Annotated in this window: 16 protein-coding genes; 8 read left to right on the top strand and 8 right to left on the bottom strand. The window is 66.7% G+C overall.

The window, feature by feature from the left end; genetic code table 11:
• Positions 1 to 57 precede the first annotated feature (57 nt).
• Positions 58 to 3828, top strand: a complete 3771-nt coding sequence (gene metH / locus ACXAJT_RS01805; RefSeq protein WP_475232365.1) for a methionine synthase — start codon at positions 58 to 60, stop codon at positions 3826 to 3828.
• A gap of 222 nt (positions 3829 to 4050) precedes the next feature.
• Here metH and ACXAJT_RS01800 read toward each other — a convergent pair whose 3' ends face one another.
• The 4 genes from ACXAJT_RS01800 to ACXAJT_RS01785 all read right to left on the bottom strand — a co-directional run bounded on the left by ACXAJT_RS01800 (position 4051) and on the right by ACXAJT_RS01785 (position 9219).
• Positions 4051 to 5130 (bottom strand): FAD-binding oxidoreductase, encoded by a 1080-nt coding sequence (locus ACXAJT_RS01800; RefSeq protein WP_475232363.1) that lies wholly within the window; start codon positions 5128 to 5130, stop codon positions 4051 to 4053.
• Positions 5127 to 6362 carry an aromatic ring-hydroxylating oxygenase subunit alpha gene (locus ACXAJT_RS01795; RefSeq protein WP_475232361.1) on the bottom strand — a complete coding sequence of 412 codons (1236 nt, stop codon included), beginning with the start codon at positions 6360 to 6362 and terminating at the stop codon, positions 5127 to 5129. The genes ACXAJT_RS01800 and ACXAJT_RS01795 overlap by 4 nt, the downstream gene beginning before the upstream one ends.
• Before the next feature lie 279 nt (positions 6363 to 6641).
• Positions 6642 to 7508 carry a pyridoxal kinase gene (gene pdxY / locus ACXAJT_RS01790; RefSeq protein WP_475232359.1) on the bottom strand — a complete coding sequence of 289 codons (867 nt, stop codon included), beginning with the start codon at positions 7506 to 7508 and terminating at the stop codon, positions 6642 to 6644.
• A 79-nt stretch (positions 7509 to 7587) separates the two neighbouring features.
• Complete coding sequence (locus tag ACXAJT_RS01785) at positions 7588 to 9219, bottom strand: thiamine pyrophosphate-binding protein (protein ID WP_475232357.1); 1632 nt, start codon at positions 9217 to 9219, stop codon at positions 7588 to 7590.
• Positions 9220 to 9384: 165 nt separating this feature from the next.
• On the opposite strand from ACXAJT_RS01785, the gene ACXAJT_RS01780 reads away from it, so the two are divergent.
• Together ACXAJT_RS01780 and dusA are read left to right on the top strand one after the other, a co-directional pair.
• On the top strand, positions 9385 to 9858 hold the full coding sequence (locus ACXAJT_RS01780) for an Lrp/AsnC family transcriptional regulator (protein ID WP_475232355.1): 474 nt from the start codon (positions 9385 to 9387) through the stop codon (positions 9856 to 9858).
• 183 nt (positions 9859 to 10041) lie between these two features.
• Positions 10042 to 11058 (top strand): tRNA dihydrouridine(20/20a) synthase DusA, encoded by a 1017-nt coding sequence (gene dusA / locus ACXAJT_RS01775; RefSeq protein ID WP_475232353.1) that lies wholly within the window; start codon positions 10042 to 10044, stop codon positions 11056 to 11058.
• Here dusA and ACXAJT_RS01770 read toward each other — a convergent pair.
• The 3 genes from ACXAJT_RS01770 to ccmI all read right to left on the bottom strand — a co-directional run bounded on the left by ACXAJT_RS01770 (position 11055) and on the right by ccmI (position 13168).
• A complete protein-coding gene (locus ACXAJT_RS01770; RefSeq protein WP_475232351.1) occupies positions 11055 to 11291 on the bottom strand; it encodes a DUF1289 domain-containing protein in 237 nt (78 codons plus the stop codon). The genes dusA and ACXAJT_RS01770 overlap by 4 nt on opposite strands.
• Positions 11292 to 11296: 5 nt before the next feature.
• Positions 11297 to 11770: a Holliday junction resolvase RuvX gene (gene ruvX / locus ACXAJT_RS01765; RefSeq protein ID WP_475232348.1), complete on the bottom strand. Its 474-nt coding sequence runs from the start codon at positions 11768 to 11770 to the stop codon at positions 11297 to 11299.
• 132 nt (positions 11771 to 11902) lie between these two features.
• Entirely contained in the window at positions 11903 to 13168 is a 1266-nt protein-coding gene (gene ccmI / locus ACXAJT_RS01760) for a c-type cytochrome biogenesis protein CcmI (protein WP_475232346.1), read from the bottom strand.
• Positions 13169 to 13342: 174 nt separating this feature from the next.
• Between ccmI and ACXAJT_RS01755 the strand changes: the two genes are divergently transcribed.
• Positions 13343 to 14587 (top strand): sarcosine oxidase subunit beta family protein, encoded by a 1245-nt coding sequence (locus tag ACXAJT_RS01755; protein WP_475232344.1) that lies wholly within the window; start codon positions 13343 to 13345, stop codon positions 14585 to 14587.
• Between the two features lie 29 nt (positions 14588 to 14616).
• On the opposite strand, the gene ACXAJT_RS01750 is transcribed toward ACXAJT_RS01755, so the two are convergent.
• The gene (locus ACXAJT_RS01750) at positions 14617 to 15033 is read right to left on the bottom strand and encodes a hypothetical protein (protein ID WP_475232342.1); all 417 of its coding nucleotides are present in this window, start codon (positions 15031 to 15033) and stop codon (positions 14617 to 14619) included.
• Between the two features lie 263 nt (positions 15034 to 15296).
• Between ACXAJT_RS01750 and ACXAJT_RS01745 the strand changes: the two genes are divergently transcribed.
• From ACXAJT_RS01745 to ACXAJT_RS01730, 4 genes are all read left to right on the top strand, one after another.
• Positions 15297 to 15599: a hypothetical protein gene (locus ACXAJT_RS01745; RefSeq protein WP_475232340.1), complete on the top strand. Its 303-nt coding sequence runs from the start codon at positions 15297 to 15299 to the stop codon at positions 15597 to 15599.
• A gap of 117 nt (positions 15600 to 15716) precedes the next feature.
• Positions 15717 to 16040, top strand: a complete 324-nt coding sequence (locus ACXAJT_RS01740) for a sarcosine oxidase subunit delta (protein WP_475232338.1) — start codon at positions 15717 to 15719, stop codon at positions 16038 to 16040.
• 82 nt (positions 16041 to 16122) lie between these two features.
• On the top strand, positions 16123 to 19161 hold the full coding sequence (locus ACXAJT_RS01735; RefSeq protein ID WP_475232336.1) for a sarcosine oxidase subunit alpha family protein: 3039 nt from the start codon (positions 16123 to 16125) through the stop codon (positions 19159 to 19161).
• A complete protein-coding gene (locus ACXAJT_RS01730; protein ID WP_475232334.1) occupies positions 19154 to 19738 on the top strand; it encodes a sarcosine oxidase subunit gamma in 585 nt (194 codons plus the stop codon). Before ACXAJT_RS01735 ends, ACXAJT_RS01730 begins: the two co-directional genes overlap by 8 nt.
• The last annotated feature ends 51 nt before the right edge of the window (positions 19739 to 19789 follow it).

The following is a 19789-nucleotide window of genomic DNA, read 5'->3' as shown; positions in this document are numbered from 1 at the left end:
CCTAGATCGCTAGAGACGGCGCAACCAATGCTTGCCACCTCTGGCCCGGAGTCCGTCATGTCCGCCGCTATCCCGACCCGTTCCCCCGTCTTCGACCGTCTCGAGGCCGCCGCGCGCGAGCGCATCCTGATCCTCGATGGCGCCATGGGCACGCAGATCCAGAAGCTGGGTCTGTCGGAGGGCGACTTTCAGGGCTGCGGTGGCGGGGCCTGCACCTGCCATCTGCCGCATTCGAGCGATAAGCCGCAGCAGGGCAACAACGATATCCTCAACCTGACCCGCCCCGAGGCGATCGAGGAGATCCACTACCAATACGCCATGGCCGGCGCGGATATCGCCGAGACCAACACCTTCTCGTCGACCACCATCGCGCAGGCCGATTACGACATGCAGGCGGCGGTCTATGACCTGAACTATGAGGGCGCGCGGCTGGCGCGCAAGGCGATGGACCGGGCCGAGGCCGAAGACGGGCGCGCGCGTTTCGTCGCCGGCGCGCTTGGGCCGACCAACCGCACCGCCTCGATCAGCCCCGATGTGAACAATCCCGGCTACCGCGCGGTGACCTTCGACCAGCTGCGCGAGGCCTATGCTCAGCAGGCGCGCGCGCTGATCGATGGCGGCGTCGACATCGTGCTGATCGAGACGATCTTCGACACGCTGAACGCAAAGGCTGCGATCTTTGCCTGCGAGGAGGTGTTCGCCGAGCGCGGCGAGCGTCTGCCGGTGATGATCTCGGGCACGATCACCGACCTTTCGGGCCGCACGCTTTCGGGCCAGACGCCCACCGCCTTCTGGCACTCGGTGCGCCATGCCGCGCCGCTGACCATCGGCCTCAACTGCGCGCTTGGCGCCAATGCCATGCGCCCGCACCTCGCCGAACTTTCGTCGGTCGCCGACACGCTGATCTGCGCCTATCCCAACGCCGGCCTGCCCAACGAGATGGGCGAGTACGACGAGACGCCCGAGCAGATGGCCGAGCAGGTCGCTGGTTTTGCCCGCGACGGGCTGGTGAATATCGTCGGCGGCTGCTGCGGCTCGACTTATGACCACATCCGCGCCATTGCCAAGGCCGTCGAGGGCTACGCGCCGCGCGAGATCCCCCAGCACGTCCCGCAGATGCGCCTGTCGGGGCTGGAGCCCTTCACGCTCACCGAGGCGATCCCCTTCGTCAACGTCGGCGAGCGGACCAATGTCACCGGCTCGGCGCGGTTCCGCAAGCTGATCACCAATGGCGACTATGCCACGGCGCTCGAGGTGGCGCTCAATCAGGTCGAGAACGGCGCGCAGGTGATCGACATCAACATGGACGAGGGCCTCATCGACTCCAAGCAGGCGATGATCGAGTTCCTCAACCTGATCGCCGCCGAGCCCGATATCGCCCGCGTGCCGATCATGATCGACAGTTCCAAATGGGAGGTGATCGAGGCCGGTCTGCAATGCGTGCAGGGCAAGCCGATCGTCAACTCGATCTCGCTGAAGGAAGGCGAAGAGAGCTTCCTGTATCAGGCGCGCCTGTGCCGGCATTATGGTGCCGCGGTGGTGGTCATGGCCTTCGACGAGACCGGGCAAGCCGACACCGAGGACCGCAAGGTCGAGATCTGCCAGCGCGCCTACAAGATCCTCACCGAGCAGGTCGGCTTTCCGCCCGAGGACATCATCTTTGACCCCAACGTGTTCGCCGTCGCCACCGGCATCGAAGAGCATGACAACTACGGCGTCGACTTCATCGAGGCCACCCGCAGGATCATCGAAACCTGCCCGCATGTCCACATTTCGGGCGGCGTGTCGAACCTGTCGTTCTCGTTCCGCGGCAACGAACCGGTGCGCGAGGCGATGCACGCGGTGTTCCTCTATCATGCCATCCAGAACGGTATGGACATGGGTATCGTCAACGCCGGACAGCTGGCGGTCTATGACCAGATCGACGCGCGGCTGCGCGAGGCCTGCGAGGACGTGGTGCTGAACCGCAAACCCGCGAACGGCGGCTCGGCCACCGAGAACATGCTGGAACTGGCCGAGGAATACCGTGGGCAGGGCGGTGCCAAGGGCCGCGAGAAAGACATGAGCTGGCGCGAACTCCCCGTCGAAAAGCGGCTCGAGCATGCGTTGGTCAATGGCATCACCGAGTTCATCGACGGCGACACCGAAGAGGCCCGGCAGGCCGCCGAGCGCCCGCTGCACGTCATCGAGGGCCCGCTGATGGCCGGGATGAACGTGGTTGGCGATCTCTTCGGCGCGGGCAAGATGTTCCTGCCGCAAGTGGTGAAATCGGCCCGCGTGATGAAGCAGGCCGTGGCCGTTCTGCTGCCCTACATGGAAGAGGAAAAGCGCCTGTCGGGCGGTGATGGCCGCGAAAGCGCCGGCAAGGTGCTGATGGCCACGGTGAAGGGCGATGTGCACGACATCGGCAAGAACATCGTCGGCGTCGTGCTGGCCTGCAACAACTACGAGATCATCGACCTTGGCGTCATGGTCCCGGCAGAAAAGATCCTCGCCACCGCCAAAGAGCAGAACGTCGATGTGATCGGCCTCTCGGGCCTCATCACCCCCTCGCTCGACGAGATGGTGCATGTGGCCTCGGAGATGGAGCGCGAGGGCTTCGACATTCCGCTGCTGATCGGCGGCGCGACCACCTCCCGTGTGCACACGGCGGTGAAGATCCACCCGCGCTACGGCGCCGGGCAGGCGGTGCATGTCAACGATGCCTCGCGGGCTGTGGGCGTTGTGTCGTCGCTGCTGTCGCCGGTGCAGAAGCCCGAGTATGTGGCCAACGTCCAAAGCGAATATGCCGATGTGGCCGAGAAGCACGCCCGCGCCGAGCTGGCCAAGAAGCGCCTGCCGCTGGAGAACGCCCGCGCCAACGCGCTGAAGCTCGACTTCCAGCCGCAGCACGCGCCGAGCTTCCTTGGCACCAAGGCGTTTGACGCGTGGGATCTGGCCGAACTGGCGCGCTACATCGACTGGACCCCGTTCTTCCAGACATGGCAGATGAAAGGCGTCTATCCGAAGATCCTCGACGACGAGAAGCAGGGCGAGGCGGCGCGCGCGCTCTTTGACGACGCGCAGGCGATGCTGAAGAAGATCATCGACGAGAAGTGGTTCCACCCGCGCGCCGTGGTCGGCTTCTGGCCTGCCAACGCCGTGGGCGACGACATCCGCCTGTTCAAGGACGAGAGCCGCGCCGAGGAACTGGCCACTTTCTTCACCCTGCGCCAGCAAACCGCCAAGCGCGGCGACCGGCCCAATGTGGCGATGTCGGACTTTGTCGCCCCCGAGGGCACGCCTGATTACGTCGGCGGCTTCGTGGTGACGGCGGGCATCGAGGAAGAGCGCATCGCCAAGGAGTTCGAGGCCAAGAACGACGATTACTCGTCGATCCTCGTCAAAGCGCTGGCCGACCGTTTCGCCGAGGCCTTCGCCGAGCGGATGCATGAGATGGTCCGCAAGGAACTCTGGGGCTATGCGCCGGATGAGTCCTGCACGCCCGAAGAACTGATCGCCGAGAAATACGCCGGAATCCGCCCCGCGCCGGGCTATCCCGCGCAGCCCGACCACACCGAGAAGACCACCTTGTTCGAGCTTCTGGACGCGACCAACGCAACCGGCGTCGAACTGACCGAGAGCTATGCCATGTGGCCGGGCTCGTCGGTGTCGGGGCTCTATATCGGCCACCCCGAGAGCTATTACTTTGGCGTGGCGAAGGTCGAGCGTGATCAGGTCGAGGATTATGCCGCGCGCAAGGGCATGGCGGTCGAGGAGGTGGAGCGCTGGCTTGCGCCGATCCTCAACTACGTGCCGGGTGGCGTGAAGACCGTGGCGGCGGAGTAAGGCAATAAAGCCCGGAACAAGCGCGCAGCGCGCCGGGCAAGCGCTGGCCCGTCCTGCACGCGCAAAGCGTGCAGATCCCTGATTGCGCACCTCGGGTGCGACGGGCAGGCGCGCGCCCGGCGGCTTCGCCTTGATGCCGGGCGGATCACCCTTCGGGCAGTGATAAAAAAGGCCGCCACGATCTCTCGCGGCGGCCTTTACCTTGTCCGTGAATGAATGCCCTCAGGCCTCGACTTCGACCTTGCCGATGGGATGCGAGCAGCAGGCCAGCACGTAGCCATCTGCGATATCATCTTCAGTGATGCCGCCGTTGTGGACCATGTGTACTTGGCCCGAGGTCTTCTTGATCTTGCAGGTGCCGCAGACGCCGAAGGTGCAGCCCGACGGGATGTTGAGACCGGCCGAACGCGCGGTGGCGAGGATCGTGTCGGTCTCCTTGCAGCTTTGAGTGACGCCGGAGGCAGCGAAGGTGACTTCCGCCGACACGTCGTGCTCGGGGACCACATCGCCCTCGGTCGCGTCGTGCTCCTCTTTCGCCAGAGAGGGCTGGAAGCTCTCCTGATGGTAATGGTCCATGTCGAACCCGAGGCCCTGCAGCGCCTCGCGCACCGCTTGCATGAACGGCTCGGGGCCACAGCAGAACACCTCGCGCTCGAGGTAGTCCGGCGCGGTCAGACCCAGCATCAGCTGGTTGAACATGCCCTTGTAGCCGGTCCACGGATGGAACCGGTCGCCTTCTTCGACCACCCAGCGCAGTTCGATTCCGTCGATCCGGCTGGCAATATGCTCGAGCCGCTCGCGGAACACGATGTCCGACGGGCGTTTGGCGCAGTTGATGAACACCACGTCGGGGATGCGGCCAAGGTCATACATGTAGGTGACCATCGACATCATCGGGGTGATCCCCGAGCCCGCCGAGATGAACAGGTACTTCTCGGCCGGGTGGTGATGCGAGGTGAAGTGACCGGCCGGGCCGATCGCCTTGATCCGCATCCCCGGACGCAGGTTATCGAGCATCCAGCGCGTGCCGATGGAGTCGGGCTGCGCCTTTACGGTGACGGTGATCGACAGCGCCCGCGAGGGCGACGACGAGATCGTGTAGGTGCGGTGCAGCGGCCCGCCCGGCACCGGCAGTTCGAGGGTGACGAACTGGCCGGGCAGGTAATCGAAAAGCGCACCCGACGGGGCCGCGAAGCAGAAGGTCGACACGTTCGGCGCCTCGGGGATGACCGAGACGCATTCCAGCATCTCGTCATCGTTCCAGTAGCGCACGGCAGCGGTGGGCAGGGTCACGCCGCTCATTCTGCCGCCATCCGTGCCGGAGCGAGGCGTTTGGTCATGGTGTCGCAGTACCAGGTGACGAATTGGTTCACCCCGTCCTCGTGGCTCGACGAATAGGGGCCGGGTTCATAGGCCGGGGAGTTGATGCCCTGCTGATTGTCTTCGACAACCTGACGGTCTTCGTCGTTGGTGTGCTCCCAGACGGTGGTGAGGTTTTCCAGATCGTAGTCGACGCCCTCGACCGCGTCCTTGTGGACGAGCCAAGTGGTCTGCACCTCGGTCTCGGTCGGGCTGATCGGGGTCACGCGGAAGGTGATCGAATGGTCCGACAGGAAGTGGTTCCATGTCGCCGGGTAGTGGAATTTCAGCAGCGTGCCCGCATCGGTGAAGGGGATTTTGCCGAGGCGCTTTTGCACCGCGATCTTGCCGTTCATCGTGTAGCTTTCGGCGCCGTCCAGCAGCGGCATCCGCGCCAGACGGTACTGGCCATCCTCGGCCATCTTGAAGCGCGAGGGCGCGCCGGCGGCTTCGAGACGGTTGAAATGCGCTTCCACGGTCGGGGGGAAGGTGCCGTCCTGCGACACGCCGGTGATCGTCGGATCTTCGGGGTAGGTGCGGCACAGCGACGGGTGGTTGCCGGCGCAGTGGTAGCACTCTCGGTTGTTCTCCCAGACCAGCTTCCAGTTGCCGTTCTCGATGATCGTCGACTGATGCGCGACCTTGGCGTTGGCCAGATCATGCACGCCGAGGAACGGCTCGGCAGTGGCGGCGAACGTGTCGAAATCGGGCGCGTCATCGGCGAGGCAGATGTAGACGAGGCCCGACAGCACGCGGCAGTGCACCGGCTTCAGCCCATGCGCCGAGGCGTCGAAGTCGCTGCCCATGTCGCGCGCCCAGAGCAGGCGACCGTCAAGCTCGTAGGTCCACTGGTGGTAGGGGCAGACCAGCTTGGCGACCTGACCCGAGGCGGCCTTGCAGATCACCGAACCGCGGTGGCGGCAGGTGTTGTGGAAGGCGCGCACCGACCCGTCCGGACCGCGCACGATCACCACGCGGTAGGGGCCGACCTTCTGCGTCACATAGCTGCCGGTCTTGGGCAGCGCTGCGACCGGGGTGGCGAAGAGCCACTCACGGTACCAGATCTGCTCAAGGTCCTGTGCGAAGATCTCGGGGTCGGTGTAGAAGGCCTGCTGCAGCGAATGGCCGGGCTTGCGGCGGCTCAGCAGGTCGAGGGTCTTGGCGTCAGCTGTCATGGCCGAACTCCGTAGGCCGGGCGCGGGGCCCGTGATCTCTGGTGGAGAAGGGGGCGCCCCGGAAGGCGACACCGCCCTCCGCGGTGGTGCGCGTTGTCGCATCGCTCCGGACGTGCTCCGCAAAAATGCGACGCACGGCATGGATCATCCGCGACAATCTGAGGGTAGAAATATCGCGCTCGCGACGATTCTGAGGGCTGGATGCGACATGGTGGGTTTCGAAACAGACTTGCCGCGAAATTCCGTGCAGCCTGTCGTTTCCGCACCACCGACAGTTGCCTAGGGATTGTGCGAAATTGAATCGTTTTCCAGATGCAGCAGGGTCTTGCGCAGTGCCGGATCGCTGAGCACCACTTCTCCGGCCCCCAGATCGGCGGCGCGTTGCAGGGCGCGGGCGGTGAGGTGCTGCGCCATCTCGACCGCGCCCGGCAGGCTGCGCCCGCGCGCCAGCGCCGCGGTCAGCAGGCCGGTGTAAAGATCGCCGGTGCCGGGCAGGGCGATGGGCAGATGCGGCGCCGGGTGACGGGTGATCTCGGCGGCGCCAAGCGTGATGCTCTCGATGTGGCCTTCAGGCGTGTCGTCGAGCGCGCAGCCGGTGGTGATCAGCCGCGCGCCGTCGGCCAGCCGCAGCGCGTCGCGCGCGGCGCGCAGGTCGTGAAGGCTGCGCAGCTCGCGCCCGGTGAGCCACGACAGCTCGAACGGGTTGGGTGTGGCCAGATCGGCGAGCGGCAGCAGCCGGTCGCGGTGCATCTCGGCGATGCTTCCCGGCACATAGAGCCCCGGTCCGGCATCGCCCATGACCGGATCGCACAGGTAGGTGAGCGCCGGGTTCACCTGCTTCGCCGCGGCCACGAAGTCGGCGGTCAGCTCGGCCACCTCGGGCGAGCCGATATAGCCAGAGACGATGAAGGCGGCGCGCTCGGGCAGGCCGCGCTCTTTGGCGCCCAGCAACAGGTCGGCAAAGAAATCGGCGGGCAGGGCGCGGCCACGCAGCGTTGGGTAGTCGGGGGTGTTGGAGAACACCACCGTCGGGATCGCCGCCACTTCCAGTCCCGCCGCCTGCATCGGGAACAGCGCGGCGGAATTGCCCACGTGGCCCAGCACCACTTGGCTCTGGATCGAGATGACGAGGGGCGGGCGGGACATGGCGGATCTCCGGGTTCTGGCGCTTGCTGCCTGCGCCCTGCGCCGCCCGAGGTCAAGCCGGGCGCCCGGTGCGGCAGGCTCAGAGGCGCATGCGCGGCACGTCGTTTGGATCAAGCCGCAGGTCAATGAGCAGTGGGCGGTCGCGGGTTTCGATCGCGGCGATCGCTTCCTGCAGGTCCGCTTCGCTGCGCACAACGATCCCCTTGCCGCCCAGAGACGTTGCGACCTCGGCGAAGCAGGGCCAGTCGAACTGGGTCAGGCCGGGGTCCATCTTGCGGTCGATGAATTGGATGTGCTCGGCGCCATAGGCGCTGTCGTTGCACAGGATGACGATCATGTCCTGCTTCAGCCGGACGGCGGTGTTGAACTCGCCAAGCCCGCCCATCATGAAGCCGCCATCGCCCGAGAACAGCACCACCGGACGGTCCGGCGCGGCGACCGAGGCGCCGATCGCCTCCTGCAGACCCAGCCCGATCGAGCCGAAATTGGCGGTCACCACAAAGCTGCGCGGATCGGGCGCCGAGATGCGGCACCAGACCTCGGTCATGAAGCGCCCGCCGTCGGTGACGAGGATGCGATCCTCGGGCAGCGCCTGCTCCAGCCGGTCGAGCGCGGCGACGTAGTTCACGCAGCGCTCGCTCGGCTGCGCCGCGCGCGCCGGGGGATGAAGGCGCAGGCTGCCGGGCTCCAGTTCGGGGGTGAAGCCGCTGGCGGGGATCTCGGCCTCGTCCAGCCAGTGCACGATATTGTCGGCGGTCAGGCCTGCGTCGGCCACGAGCCCCGCGTCGGGGTGCAGGTTGCGCCCGATGGCGCGGCTGTCGCTGTCGATCTGCACCAGCCGCTTGCCGTTCAGCAAGGCGCCCTTATCGGTGGTGAAATCATGCAGACCGGCGCCGAAGCTGATGATGCAGTCGGCCTTGCCGATCACCTCGTAGGCGGCGGGCGTGCTGAGCGTGCCGAAGATGTCCATGTCGTGCGGGTGGCCGCGGAACAGCCCTTTGGCTTTCAGCGTGGTGGCCAGCGGCGCTTCGAGCCGGTCTGCGAGCGCGATGATCTGGTCACGGGCGTTGCAGGCACCGGCTCCGGCAAGGATCACCGGGCGGCGGGCGCTGGCGATCATCCCGATGGCCTGATCCAGCGCATCGCCCTCGGGGACTAGGCCACGGGTCTCGAACACGTCCAGAACGCAGGGGGTGTAGGGCGCGTCCTGCCACATGAATTCGGCGGGCATGTTGAGCACGATGGGCCGCCGCTCGACCTGCGCGCGATAGAAGGCGCGCGCCACGTCGCGCACCGCCAGTTCCGGCGCACGCATCTGTTCAAAGCCCGCACCGGTGGATTTGACCACCTCGCGCTGGTCGATGCCCTGCAGGTGACGCGGGTTGGCCACCGGCGTGTCGCCAGCGAGCAGCACCATGGGAATCTGCCCGCGTGCGCCCTCGGTCAGCGCGGTGACGCAATTGGTCAGCGCCGGCCCGTGGGTCACGGTGGCTACGCCGATCCGGCCCGCCACATGCGCATAAGCTAGCGCCATCAGCACCGAGCTGCCCTCATGCGCCGCGGGAACGAAGCGCCCGCCGCAGCCGCGCACGAAGTGATCGGCGATAAAGAGATTGGCGTCGCCCATCAGTCCGAACATCGTGTCGATCCCGTGATCGCGCACGGCCTGAGCGATGGCCTGATGCACATGGGTGGGGGTAGCGTCGAACATGATTGGGCCTCCTTCTGATTGAGACAAGGATACAGCCCGGCGCGCGCACGTTGTGTGCAATTGCATGCGCCTGAATGACGATATATGCGCGGGTTGTGCGTATATTTTGAGAAATCGCTGAATGTGATGTATGAAGGGGAGGATACATGCATGAGGTGTGCCGCCATGGCCTTTGATCGTTTTGACCGCCTGATCCTCGACGCGCTGCAGCGCGACGGGGCGCTGACCAATGCACAGCTTTCGGAGATGGTGAACCTTTCGCCTTCGCAATGCTCGCGCCGCCGCGCGGCGCTCGAGGCGGCGGGGGTGATCGAGGGCTATCGCGCGCGGCTTGATGCGGGCCAGCTTGGCCTTGGGATCCGCGTCGTGGTGCGGGTCAACCTGCGGCTCCACGGCAAGAGCACCGACAGCGACTTTTCGCAGTGGATCGACCGGCAGCCCGAGATCCAATCGGCGTTTTCGGTCTCGGGCGATGCCGATTACGTGTTGCACGTGCGGGCGCGCGATCTCGAGAGTTTTGCCAATTTCCTGCACGATCGGCTGCTGATGCTGCCGCAGATCGCGCAGGTGCGGTCGGACTTCGTGCTGAAAACGCTGAAGGACAGTGATGCCATGGATTTGTCCGGGCTGGCGGGCTGACAGCGCCGGTGCCGGAGCAGGCTTCAGAGGCGCGGCGCGCGGGCCGCCTGCGGCTTGGGCGCGGCCCGCGCATAGGCTATTCTGCACCGGGCTGTGCGGGCCGGTCGAGTATCATTGTATTGCACTGCGCCCTGATCCGGGGCAAACGGCCCCGCAAACCAAACCAAGGGGCCGTGTTGGACTATGAGCGCAGAGGCAGCACAGAAAAACGTCGACCTGTCGCGGGCTGCGCGCCTGTCCGTGGCACCGATGATGGATTGGACCGACCGGCATTGCCGCTACCTGCACCGCATCCTGTCGCGTGAGAGCCTGCTTTATACCGAGATGGTCACCGCGCCGGCCTTGGTGCGCGGCGGAGCGCTGCATTTGCTGACCTATGATCCGTCCGAACATCCCGTGGCGCTGCAGTTGGGCGGCTCGGACCCGGTGGAACTGGCGCAGGCGGCCAAATTGGGGGCCGTGGCAGGCTACGACGAGATCAACCTGAACTGCGGCTGCCCGTCGGACCGGGTGCAGTCCGGGACCTTTGGCGCGGTGCTGATGAAGCACCCGCAGCTGGTGGCCGACTGCGTCGCGGCGATGCGCGAGGCCGTGGACGTCGAGGTGACGGTGAAATGCCGCATTGGTGTCGACGACCAGGAGCCGCGCGAGGTGCTTCCGGAGTTTCTTGAGAAAATCGCTGCGGCAGGTTGCGAGCGGGTGACCATCCACGCGCGCAAGGCGTGGCTGCAGGGGCTGAGCCCCAAGGAGAACCGCGACATCCCGCCGCTCGACTACGAACTGGTGCACGAGATGAAGGCGGCCTTCCCGCAGTTGCACGTCTCGATCAATGGCGGGGTGCAGAGCCTTGACGAAGCGCAGGCGCATCTGGCGCGCGGGCTCGATGGGGTGATGGTTGGCCGCGCCGCCTACCACACTCCGTGGGACGTGCTGGCCGAGGCAGATGCGCGGATCTACGGGAGCGAGGCAGAGACGGTCTCGCCCGATGCGGCGGTGGCGGCGATGTTGCCCTATATCGAGCGGCACATCGCCGAGGGTGGTCGCTTGCATCAGGTCACCCGGCACATGCTGGGGCTTTACGCGGGCCGTCCTGGCGCGCGCAAATGGCGGCAGGTGCTGTCCGAGAAGGCGACGCGGGACGGCGCCGGGATCGAGGTGATCGAAGAGGCGCAGGGCCGGATGCGCGACGCCGCCGCCTAACCTGTGCCGCCGCGCCGTCCGGCGCGGCCGCCGCGGCGCTGGCGCAGCAGCGCCTTGCGGTCCGGAAGATCGTCCATGATCGCGCGGCGCTGCTCTGGCGTGTAGCTGCCCCAGGCTGCGATCTCGTCGAGCGTGCGCAGGCAGCCGGTGCACAGACCCGCGGCGCGATGCACCACGCAGATGTTGATGCAGGGGCTGTCAATGGGGGGCTGGGCGGGCGTGTCGCCGGGCATCGGGCTCAGGCCTCGCGGATGTGGCGCAGCCGGTCCAGCGCGCCCTGCAGGATGAAGCTGGCGGCCACGTGGTCGATCAGCTCGGCGCGCTTCTTGCGCGAGGTGTCGGCTTCGAGCAGCGCGCGCTCGGCGGCGACGGTCGACAGGCGCTCGTCCCAGAAGCCGATCGGCCCGTCCCAGAGCTTCGACAGGTTGCGCGCAAAGGCGCGGGTGGATTGCGCCCGCGGCCCTTCGGAGCCGTCCATGTTGCGCGGCAGCCCGAGGATGATGCCGCCAACTTCGCGGTCCGTGACGATCTTCAGCAGCGCCTCGGCGTCGAGGGTGAACTTCTTGCGCTTGATCGTCTCGACGGGCGTGGCGACCGACAGCAGCCGGTCCGAGAGCGCAACGCCGATGGTCTTGGTGCCGAGGTCGAGCCCGGCAATGGCCCGCATCGGCGGCAGGGCGTCGGCGAAGGTGTCGATTTCTTCGTGGATCATCTCGGGGCGTCCTGTGGTGGCTCTGCGCTGTTTAGGCCAGCGCGGGCGGCGAGGGAAGGGAGGGGCGCTGCCCCTCTTGGCCGTTCGGCCAATTCACCCCGGCGTATTTTCAAAGAGAAGAAGCGGCCGGGCTCAGTCGGTCAGCCCGGCGCGGGCGGCACCGTCGCGCACCGTGGCGAGCGCTTCGGGTCGGGAGGCGAAGACCTGCTGCGCCTCTGCCCAGATTGCCTCGGCGCGCTCGGTCTGGCCAAGCACGCCAAGTGCGCCGAGCAGGCGGGCCCATTCGTCGGGGCTGCCGCCCTGCTCGGCGAGGCGCTGCGAGAGATTGTCGACCATGCCTTGGATCATCGCCTGACGGTCGTCGTCGGAGAGCTCGGAGGCGGCCTGCACGTCGTCCGCCGAGGGGCCGGGAAGCGCGCTGCTGGCCATCTGTGGCAGCGTGTAATCGCTGATCCCGGCGCGCTGCGCCATCTGCGGCATCTGCTCGGTGATCGCGGGCACCCACGGCGCGCTGGCTTCGCTGTCACGCAGCAGGTTGTCCCAGATGCGGAAGGCGCTGTCGGGACGGCCGGTCTGCGCCATCATCAACCCGCCGTAGTAGCGCGCCACGCCGTTCTCGGGATCGCGCTGCATGACCTGATCGAGCACCGTCTCGGCCTCGGGCGAGACGTAGCCGCCGGCGGCGAGCACCATCATGTCGGCGAGATCGGCGTACTCCTCGGCGCTGGCGGCCTCGCCCTTGAGGTCGATCACCCGGCGCTGCGCGGCATAGGCGGCAGGATAGTTGCCAAGCGCCGCCTCGGAGCGGGCCAGAAGCATCTGGCCCTGCAGATCGTCGGGCCGTTCCTGCACCGCGCCGCGCAGCCGGGTGACAAGCTGGGCATATTCCGCTGGCGCGTCGCTGGGCGGGCTGGCGGGCAGGGCGGCCTCGGCTTCCTGCTGCGAAGGACGGGTCTCGCGCATCTCCTGCGCCGCTGCGATGCGCCCGCGCAGGGTCAGGTCGCCGTATCCGGGCGCGCCGAGTTGCAGGTAGAGCGCATAGCTGCCGCCGAGCAGCGCGAGGACGACCAGCGCCGCGCCGATGCGGCGTGGCCCGCGTGTGGCGCGGGCGGCGGGCGCTTGGCCGTTCTGATCGCCCAGCTGAACTTCGCCTCGATGGGCGCGGCTGTCGGCGGCGAGGATGCGGCGCGACACCTCGGTGCGCAGACGCTCGGCCTCGGCCTCGCCGATGGTGCCGCGGGCGCGGTCACGGTCGATCTCGGAGAGCTGGTCGCGGTAGACCTGCAGGTCGGAGGCCTCGGCACCGGTGATCTCGCGCCGCGCGCGCAGCAGCGCAACCACCATCGGGGCCGCCACGGCCAGCACCGCAAGACCGGTCACGATCCAGAAAATCATCATCCCAAGCTCTCCTTCTCAACCCCATGTATATCTCCGCGCTCCGGGAAAAAAGGGCAAAGCCCTGCTGCTCTTTGCCGCGTGTTCACCGCGCGGCAAGACAGGCGGTTGCGCCGCGCGCCGCCGCGTGCAGGAATTGGGACGGAACGGTTATTTCAGACAGCGGATTCGAGCCCCATGAAACGCTATTCGGTATTTGCCATCGCCCGCGAGGCGGCCCGCTATCACACAGGCTGGGCCCGCGCCTGGCGCAAGCCCGAGCCGAAGCGCCGCTACAGCACGGTGATCATCGGCGCTGGCGGTCACGGTCTGGCCACCGCCTACTACCTTGGCAAGAATTTCGGCATCACCGATGTCGCAATCATCGAGAAGGGCTGGCTGGGGGGCGGCAACACCGGGCGCAACACCACGATCATCCGCTCGAACTACCTGCAGGACCCCTCTGCGGCGATCTACGAGAAGGCGCGGGCGCTTTATGAGGGGCTGAGTCAGGACCTCAACTACAATGTGATGTTCAGCCCGCGCGGCGTGATGATGCTGGCGCAGACCGAGCACGAGCTGCGCGGCTATCAGCGTACGGTGCACGCCAACCGCCTGCAGAACATCGAGACCGAGATGATCGGCCCGCGCGAGGTCAAGCGGCTGTGCCCGATCATGAACATCGAGGGGCCGCGCTACCCGGTGCTGGGCGCGCTGTGGCAGGCGCGCGGCGGCACGGCGCGGCACGACGCGGTGGCCTGGGGCTATGCGCGGGCCTGCTCGGACATGGGCATGGACATCATCCAGAACTGCGAAGTCACCGGCATCCGCTCTGAGGGTGGCAAGGTGCGCGGCGTGACCACCAGCAAGGGCGAGATCGATTGCGACAAGCTGGGCATAGTGGTTGCCGGGCATTCCGGCGTGCTGGCCGAGAAGGCGGGCTTCCGCCTGCCGATCGAGTCGGTGGCGTTGCAGGCGCTGGTCAGCGAGCCGATCAAGCCCTGCATGGACGTGGTGGTGATGGCCAACACGGTGCATGGGTACATGAGCCAGTCGGACAAGGGCGAGATGGTGATCGGCGGCGGCACCGACGGCTACGTCAACTACACCCAGCGCGGCGCGTTCCAGCATATCGAAGAGACCGTGCGGGCGCTGACCGAGACCTTCCCGATGATCTCACGCCTCAAGATGCTGCGGCAGTGGGGCGGGATCGTCGATGTCACCGGCGACCGCTCGCCGATCCTGTCAAAGACGCCGCTGGAAAACTGTTTCATCAACTGCGGCTGGGGCACCGGCGGGTTCAAGGCGATCCCCGGTTCGGGCTGGGGCTTTGCCGAACTGATGGCCAAGGGCCACTCGCCGCTGACTGCCGAGTTCGGGCTCGATCGGTTCCGCGAGGGCCGGTTCATCGATGAAAGCGTGGCGGCGGGGGTGGCCCATTGACCCCCGCCTCCGAAGCATCTGCGCGCGGCTCAGCGCCCGAGGGCGCTGCGCGGCAGGGTGACGGGCAGCGGCGCGGCGAGGCCCATCAGCCCGGTCTGCGCGCCGTGCCCTTCGTTGCAGGGCGGGTGCCAGCTGTCGATGAACTCGCGGGCGATCATCTGCCGGTCCTCGGCGCGCGACAGCGCCACGGCTCCGATGGTGTCAAAACCCATGGCAGCGGCACGCGACCACGGACCATTGGCGCGCTTGTCGCTCTCAAGTTGCGCTCCCAGCGCTTCGGCATCGCCCACATAGAGGATCTGCGCCTGCACCGCGCGCCCCTCGGGCAGCCGCATCAGCAGATAGACCGCGCCTTCATCGGCAAAGCCGGTGTCGGCGGTGAAAAGCTCGACCGGGTAGCGGCGTCCGCGATGGCTGGTCAGTGTCAGTGTCAGAAGTCTGCTCATGGGGCCTCCTTGCGTGGCTTCTTGTCTGCCGAAACACACCGGCGTTCGGTCACGGTAGGTCCGCAACGGGGCTATTCATTGACAGCGGGCAACCGGCCAGCGAATTCCGCGTGGATTCAGCCCATAAGCCCGCAAATCGGGCGCTTCGGACCGGCTGCTGCCCGCGCATTGAGCGGAAAGCGGACGATGGCGCGCGATATCGGGAACGCAATCGCGGTGTCATGCGTTGCGCCAGACGATCGTGTCATCCAAGGAGAGTGCTCATGGCAGGCCCTGCCACGCCGCATCCGTCACATGCGGCAGACCCCCATGCGCAGGACCCCCGGCAGCGGCGCCGCCGCGCAAGCTCGCCGGTCCGCACCGGCCTCGTCGCTGTGCTGTCATGCCTGCTGGGGATCGCGCTGGTGGTCATCGCAGTCGTGCTATGGTCGATTTTCGGCCCGCAGCCCGGAGACGGTGCGGGGGACCAAGAGAGCAATGCCGACCCGCAGAGCGTCGTCGAAGCGGTGGAAGGGGCCAGCGGCCCGCTGCAGCACACCGCAGAGCCGCCCGCCGCAGCCGACTGACCGCGCGGCGAGCGCCGCCTTTTCCCCATTCCAGCACGTGCCAATGCGTCCTGCCATTCTGTCGGGCGCTTTTGGCGTGTCCGGTCACCAGTTTTTCCATCGCAACGGAGAGGTCTCATGCTGATCCTCACCTGTCCCTGCTGCGGTCTGGAGGCCGCGGAAATCGAACTCGCCCCCGGCGGCGAGGCGCATCTCAAACGCGAGGGGCTGGGCAGTTCCGACGCTGATTTCGAGGCCTATCTGTTCAACCGCCACGCTGCAAAAGGGCCGGTGCTGGAACGCTGGCGGCACGCCTATGGCTGCGGCAAGTGGTTCCTTGCTGCGCGCGACAGCGTGACGATGGAGGTCTATGGCACCTACAGCGCCCGCGCGCCGCAGCCGCCCGAGGAGGTGCTGGCGCGCATTCGCGCCCGGCATCCCGACTGGCAGGTGCCGTCATGAGCCGCCGACCGCTTGCACATACGCCGCTGGCGATCCGCTGCGCCGCAGGATCCGGCGCGACTTTGGCGAAGAGGTACAGAACATGAGCATCCGTCTGGCCAAGGGCGGTCGTTTTATCGACCGCTCCAAGAGCATCCGCCTGACCTTCGATGGCACCTCGATGAGCGCCTATCCCGGTGACACGCTGGCCTCGGCGCTGCTGGCGAACGACCAACTGCTGATGGGCCGCAGCTTCAAGTATCACCGCCCGCGCGGCGCTGTTGCCTCGGGCGCCGAAGAGCCCAATGCGCTGGTGGGGCTGGGGGCCGGCCCACGGTTCGAGCCGAACCAGCGCGCCACCACCACCGAGGTCTTCGACGGGCTTCAGGCGGAAAGCCAGAACCGCTGGCCGAACCTCGCGCAGGATGTCGGCGCGGTGAACGCCGCGCTGTCGCGGTTTCTGCCGGCGGGGTTCTATTACAAGACGTTCCTCTGGCCGCGCGCCTTCTGGAAGCATCTCTATGAGCCGTTCATCCGCCGCGCAGCCGGGCTTGGCAAGGCGCCGCATCCCGAAAGCCGCGATGCGGATGATTACGAACATTTCCACGTGCACACCGATGTGCTGATCGTCGGCGGCGGGGTGGCTGGGCTGCAGGCGGCGAAAACGGCGGCGGCGGCCGGGGCGCAGGTGCTGCTGATCGAACAGACGCCGCATTGGGGCGGACGCGCACCGGTCGATGGCGGCACCATCGACGGTATGGACCCCGAGGCGTGGGTGACGAAAACGCTGGCCGAGCTGGATGCTTTGCCGAACCTGCGCCGCGTCGCGCGCTGCATGGGCGCGGCGGTGCAGGATCATGGCTATGTGCTGGGCTATGAGCGGCTGACCGACCATGCGCCCGGCGCCGCAGGCCCGCGCCACCGGCTGTGGCGGATCCGCGCCAAGCGCATCATCACCGCCACGGGTGCCATCGAACGGCCCCTGAGCTTTGCCGGAAACGACGTGCCGGGTGTGATGCTCGCCTCGGCGGTGCGCGACTACGTGGTGAACTATGGCGTCAGCCCGGGCGAGAAAGTGGTGATCGTCACCAACAATGACGACGCCTATCGCACCGCGCTGGTGCTGCTGGACGCCGGTATCACGGTGGAGCGGGTGCTCGACGCGCGCAAGATGGGTGGCGGCAAGCTGATGGAGCAGGTGCGCGATCGCGGCGTGCGCGTCGATCCCGGACGGGCGGTGGCGAAAGTGTCGGGCGGTAAACGGGTGGCGACGGTGCACAGCTGCCTTGCCGACGGCACCGGCAACGTTCTGGAGGATATTGCCTGCGACGCGGTCGCCATGTCGGGGGGCTGGTCGCCGGTGGTGCACCTGCGGTCGCATTGCGGTGGCAAGCTGCGCTGGGACGATGCGGGCGCCTTCTTCAGACCCGATCCGGATCGCGCGCCAACCGGCGCGGATGGGGCGCCCATCGTATCTGCGGTCGGCGCGGCGAACGGCGAAATGGGGCTGAAATATGTCCTGCAAGACGCTGCAAAATCTGCGAAAAACGTGGCTCTTGAAGTGGGGTGTGAAGATTCGGGTAGCCCGCGGGCCGAGGGCGAAGACCTGTCCGAAGCGCCCCTGCTGCCGATGTGGATCATGCCCGCGAAGGCGACCGCCGACCTGCGGATGAAAGCCTTCCTCGATTACCAGAACGACGTGAAGGTGTCGGACCTGCAACTGGCGGCGCGCGAGGGCTATGAGAGCGTCGAACACGCCAAGCGTTACACCACGTTGGGGATGGCGACGGATCAGGGTAAACTGAGTAATATCAATGGTCTTGCCGTTCTATCTGATGCGTTGGGTGAGGCAATCCCACAGGTGGGCACCACCACGTTCCGCCCGCCGTACACGCCGATTTCGTTTGGGGCGATCACCGGCGAGGCGCGGGACGAGTTGTTCCAGCCGATGCGCCGCACCCCGATGGATGCATGGCACGAGGCCAATGGCGCACAGTGGGAGCCGGTGGGCCAATGGCGGCGGCCTTATTGCTACAAGCGCCCGGGTGAGACGACGCAGATGGCGGTCAACCGAGAGATCCTCGCGACGCGCCAGAGCCTAGGGCTGCTGGATGCCTCGACGCTTGGCAAGATTGTGGTGAAAGGGCCGGATGCGGGCAAGTTCCTCGACATGCTCTACACGAATATGATGAGCACGCTGCCCACCGGGAAATGCCGCTACGGGCTGATGTGCTCTGAGAATGGCTTTCTGATGGATGACGGCGTTGTGGTGCGGCTGTCTGAGGATACGTGGCTGTGCCACACCACCACCGGCGGCGCCGAGCACGTGCATGCGCATATGGAAGATTGGCTGCAATGTGAGTGGTTTGACTGGCAAGTTTACACCGCCAACATAACCGAACACTACGCGCAGGTGGCGGTGGTCGGCCCGCAGGCCCGCGCGCTTCTGGAAAAGCTTGGCGGGATGGACCTGAGCCGAGAAGCGCTGCCCTTCATGACATACGCGGAGGGGACGCTGGGCGGCTTTCCGGCGCGGGTCTTCCGCATCTCCTTCTCGGGTGAGCTGAGCTACGAGGTGGCGGTCCCGGCGAGCCTTGGACGGGCCTTCTGGGGGCGGCTGTTGGAACTCGGGGCGGAGTGGGATGTCACCCCCTACGGCACCGAGGCGTTGCACGTGATGCGCGCCGAAAAGGGCTTCATCATGATCGGCGACGAGACCGACGGCACGGTGATCCCGCAGGACCTGAACCTTGGCTGGGCGATCTCGAAGAAGAAGGAAGACTTCCTCGGCAAGCGGGCGCAGGCGCGGGTGCATATGGCCGATCCGGGGCGCTGGAAGCTTGTGGGGCTCGAGATGGACGACGGCGGCGTGCTGCCCACCGGCGCGCTTGCCATTGCGCCGGGCAAGAATGCCAACGGCCAGCGCAACACCGAAGGGCGGGTGACTTCGTCGTATTTCTCGCCGACGCTGGGCAAGGGCATCGCCATGGCGCTGGTGCGCGGCGGGCCGGACCGGATGGGCGAGCAACTGACCTTCACGACCGACGATTACGATCCCGCCGATGAGGCCAAGACCACGCTGCAGGCGCGGATCGTCAGCCCGGTCTTCTATGATCCCGAGGGGGCAAGGAACGATGTCTGAGATCACCATGGAGCCGATGAGCCCGCTGATGGGGGCAGTGTCCGAAGGCGTGGTCACCGTGCGCGAGATGGGACCGACCGGCATGGTGTCGCTGCGCGGGGCGTTCGATCATCCGGCCTTTGCGGACCCGGTCGAGGCGCTGGCGGGCTGCGCCCTGCCGGGGCGCTGGCAGGTGACGGGCACCGCAGAGCGCGGGCTGCTCTGGATGTCGCCGGACGAGCTTTTGCTGCTGCTGCCGCGGGCAGAAGCGGCGGAGTCCGCGCGCCGCCTGCAGGCGGAACTCGACGAGGCCGGGGCGCATGCGCTGGTGCTTGACGTGTCGGACATGCGGGTGCGGCTGAGCCTGACCGGGTGCTGCCTCCGTGAGACCTTGGCGCGGCTCACACCTACGGACATGGCCCCGGCAAGCTTTCCGGTGGGGGCGTTGCGGCGCACGCGCATTGCGCAGGCCGCCGCCGCGATCTGGCTGGTCTCGGAAGAGGAAATTCAGGTCTTTGCCTTCCGTTCGGTGGCTGATTACGTCTTCCGTCTGCTGTCGGGCGCGGCGAAAAATGCTCCGGATTTCGAATATTTCTAGGCCGTTGCTCATTGCACCTTGGGGCAAGCCACCGTAGCGTCAGCTTGGTTA

The organism is Salipiger sp. ABF4_146 (genome assembly GCF_056161345.1).
Note: the sequence above shows the minus strand (reverse complement) of the source record. Positions and strands in the feature narration are given on the sequence as shown.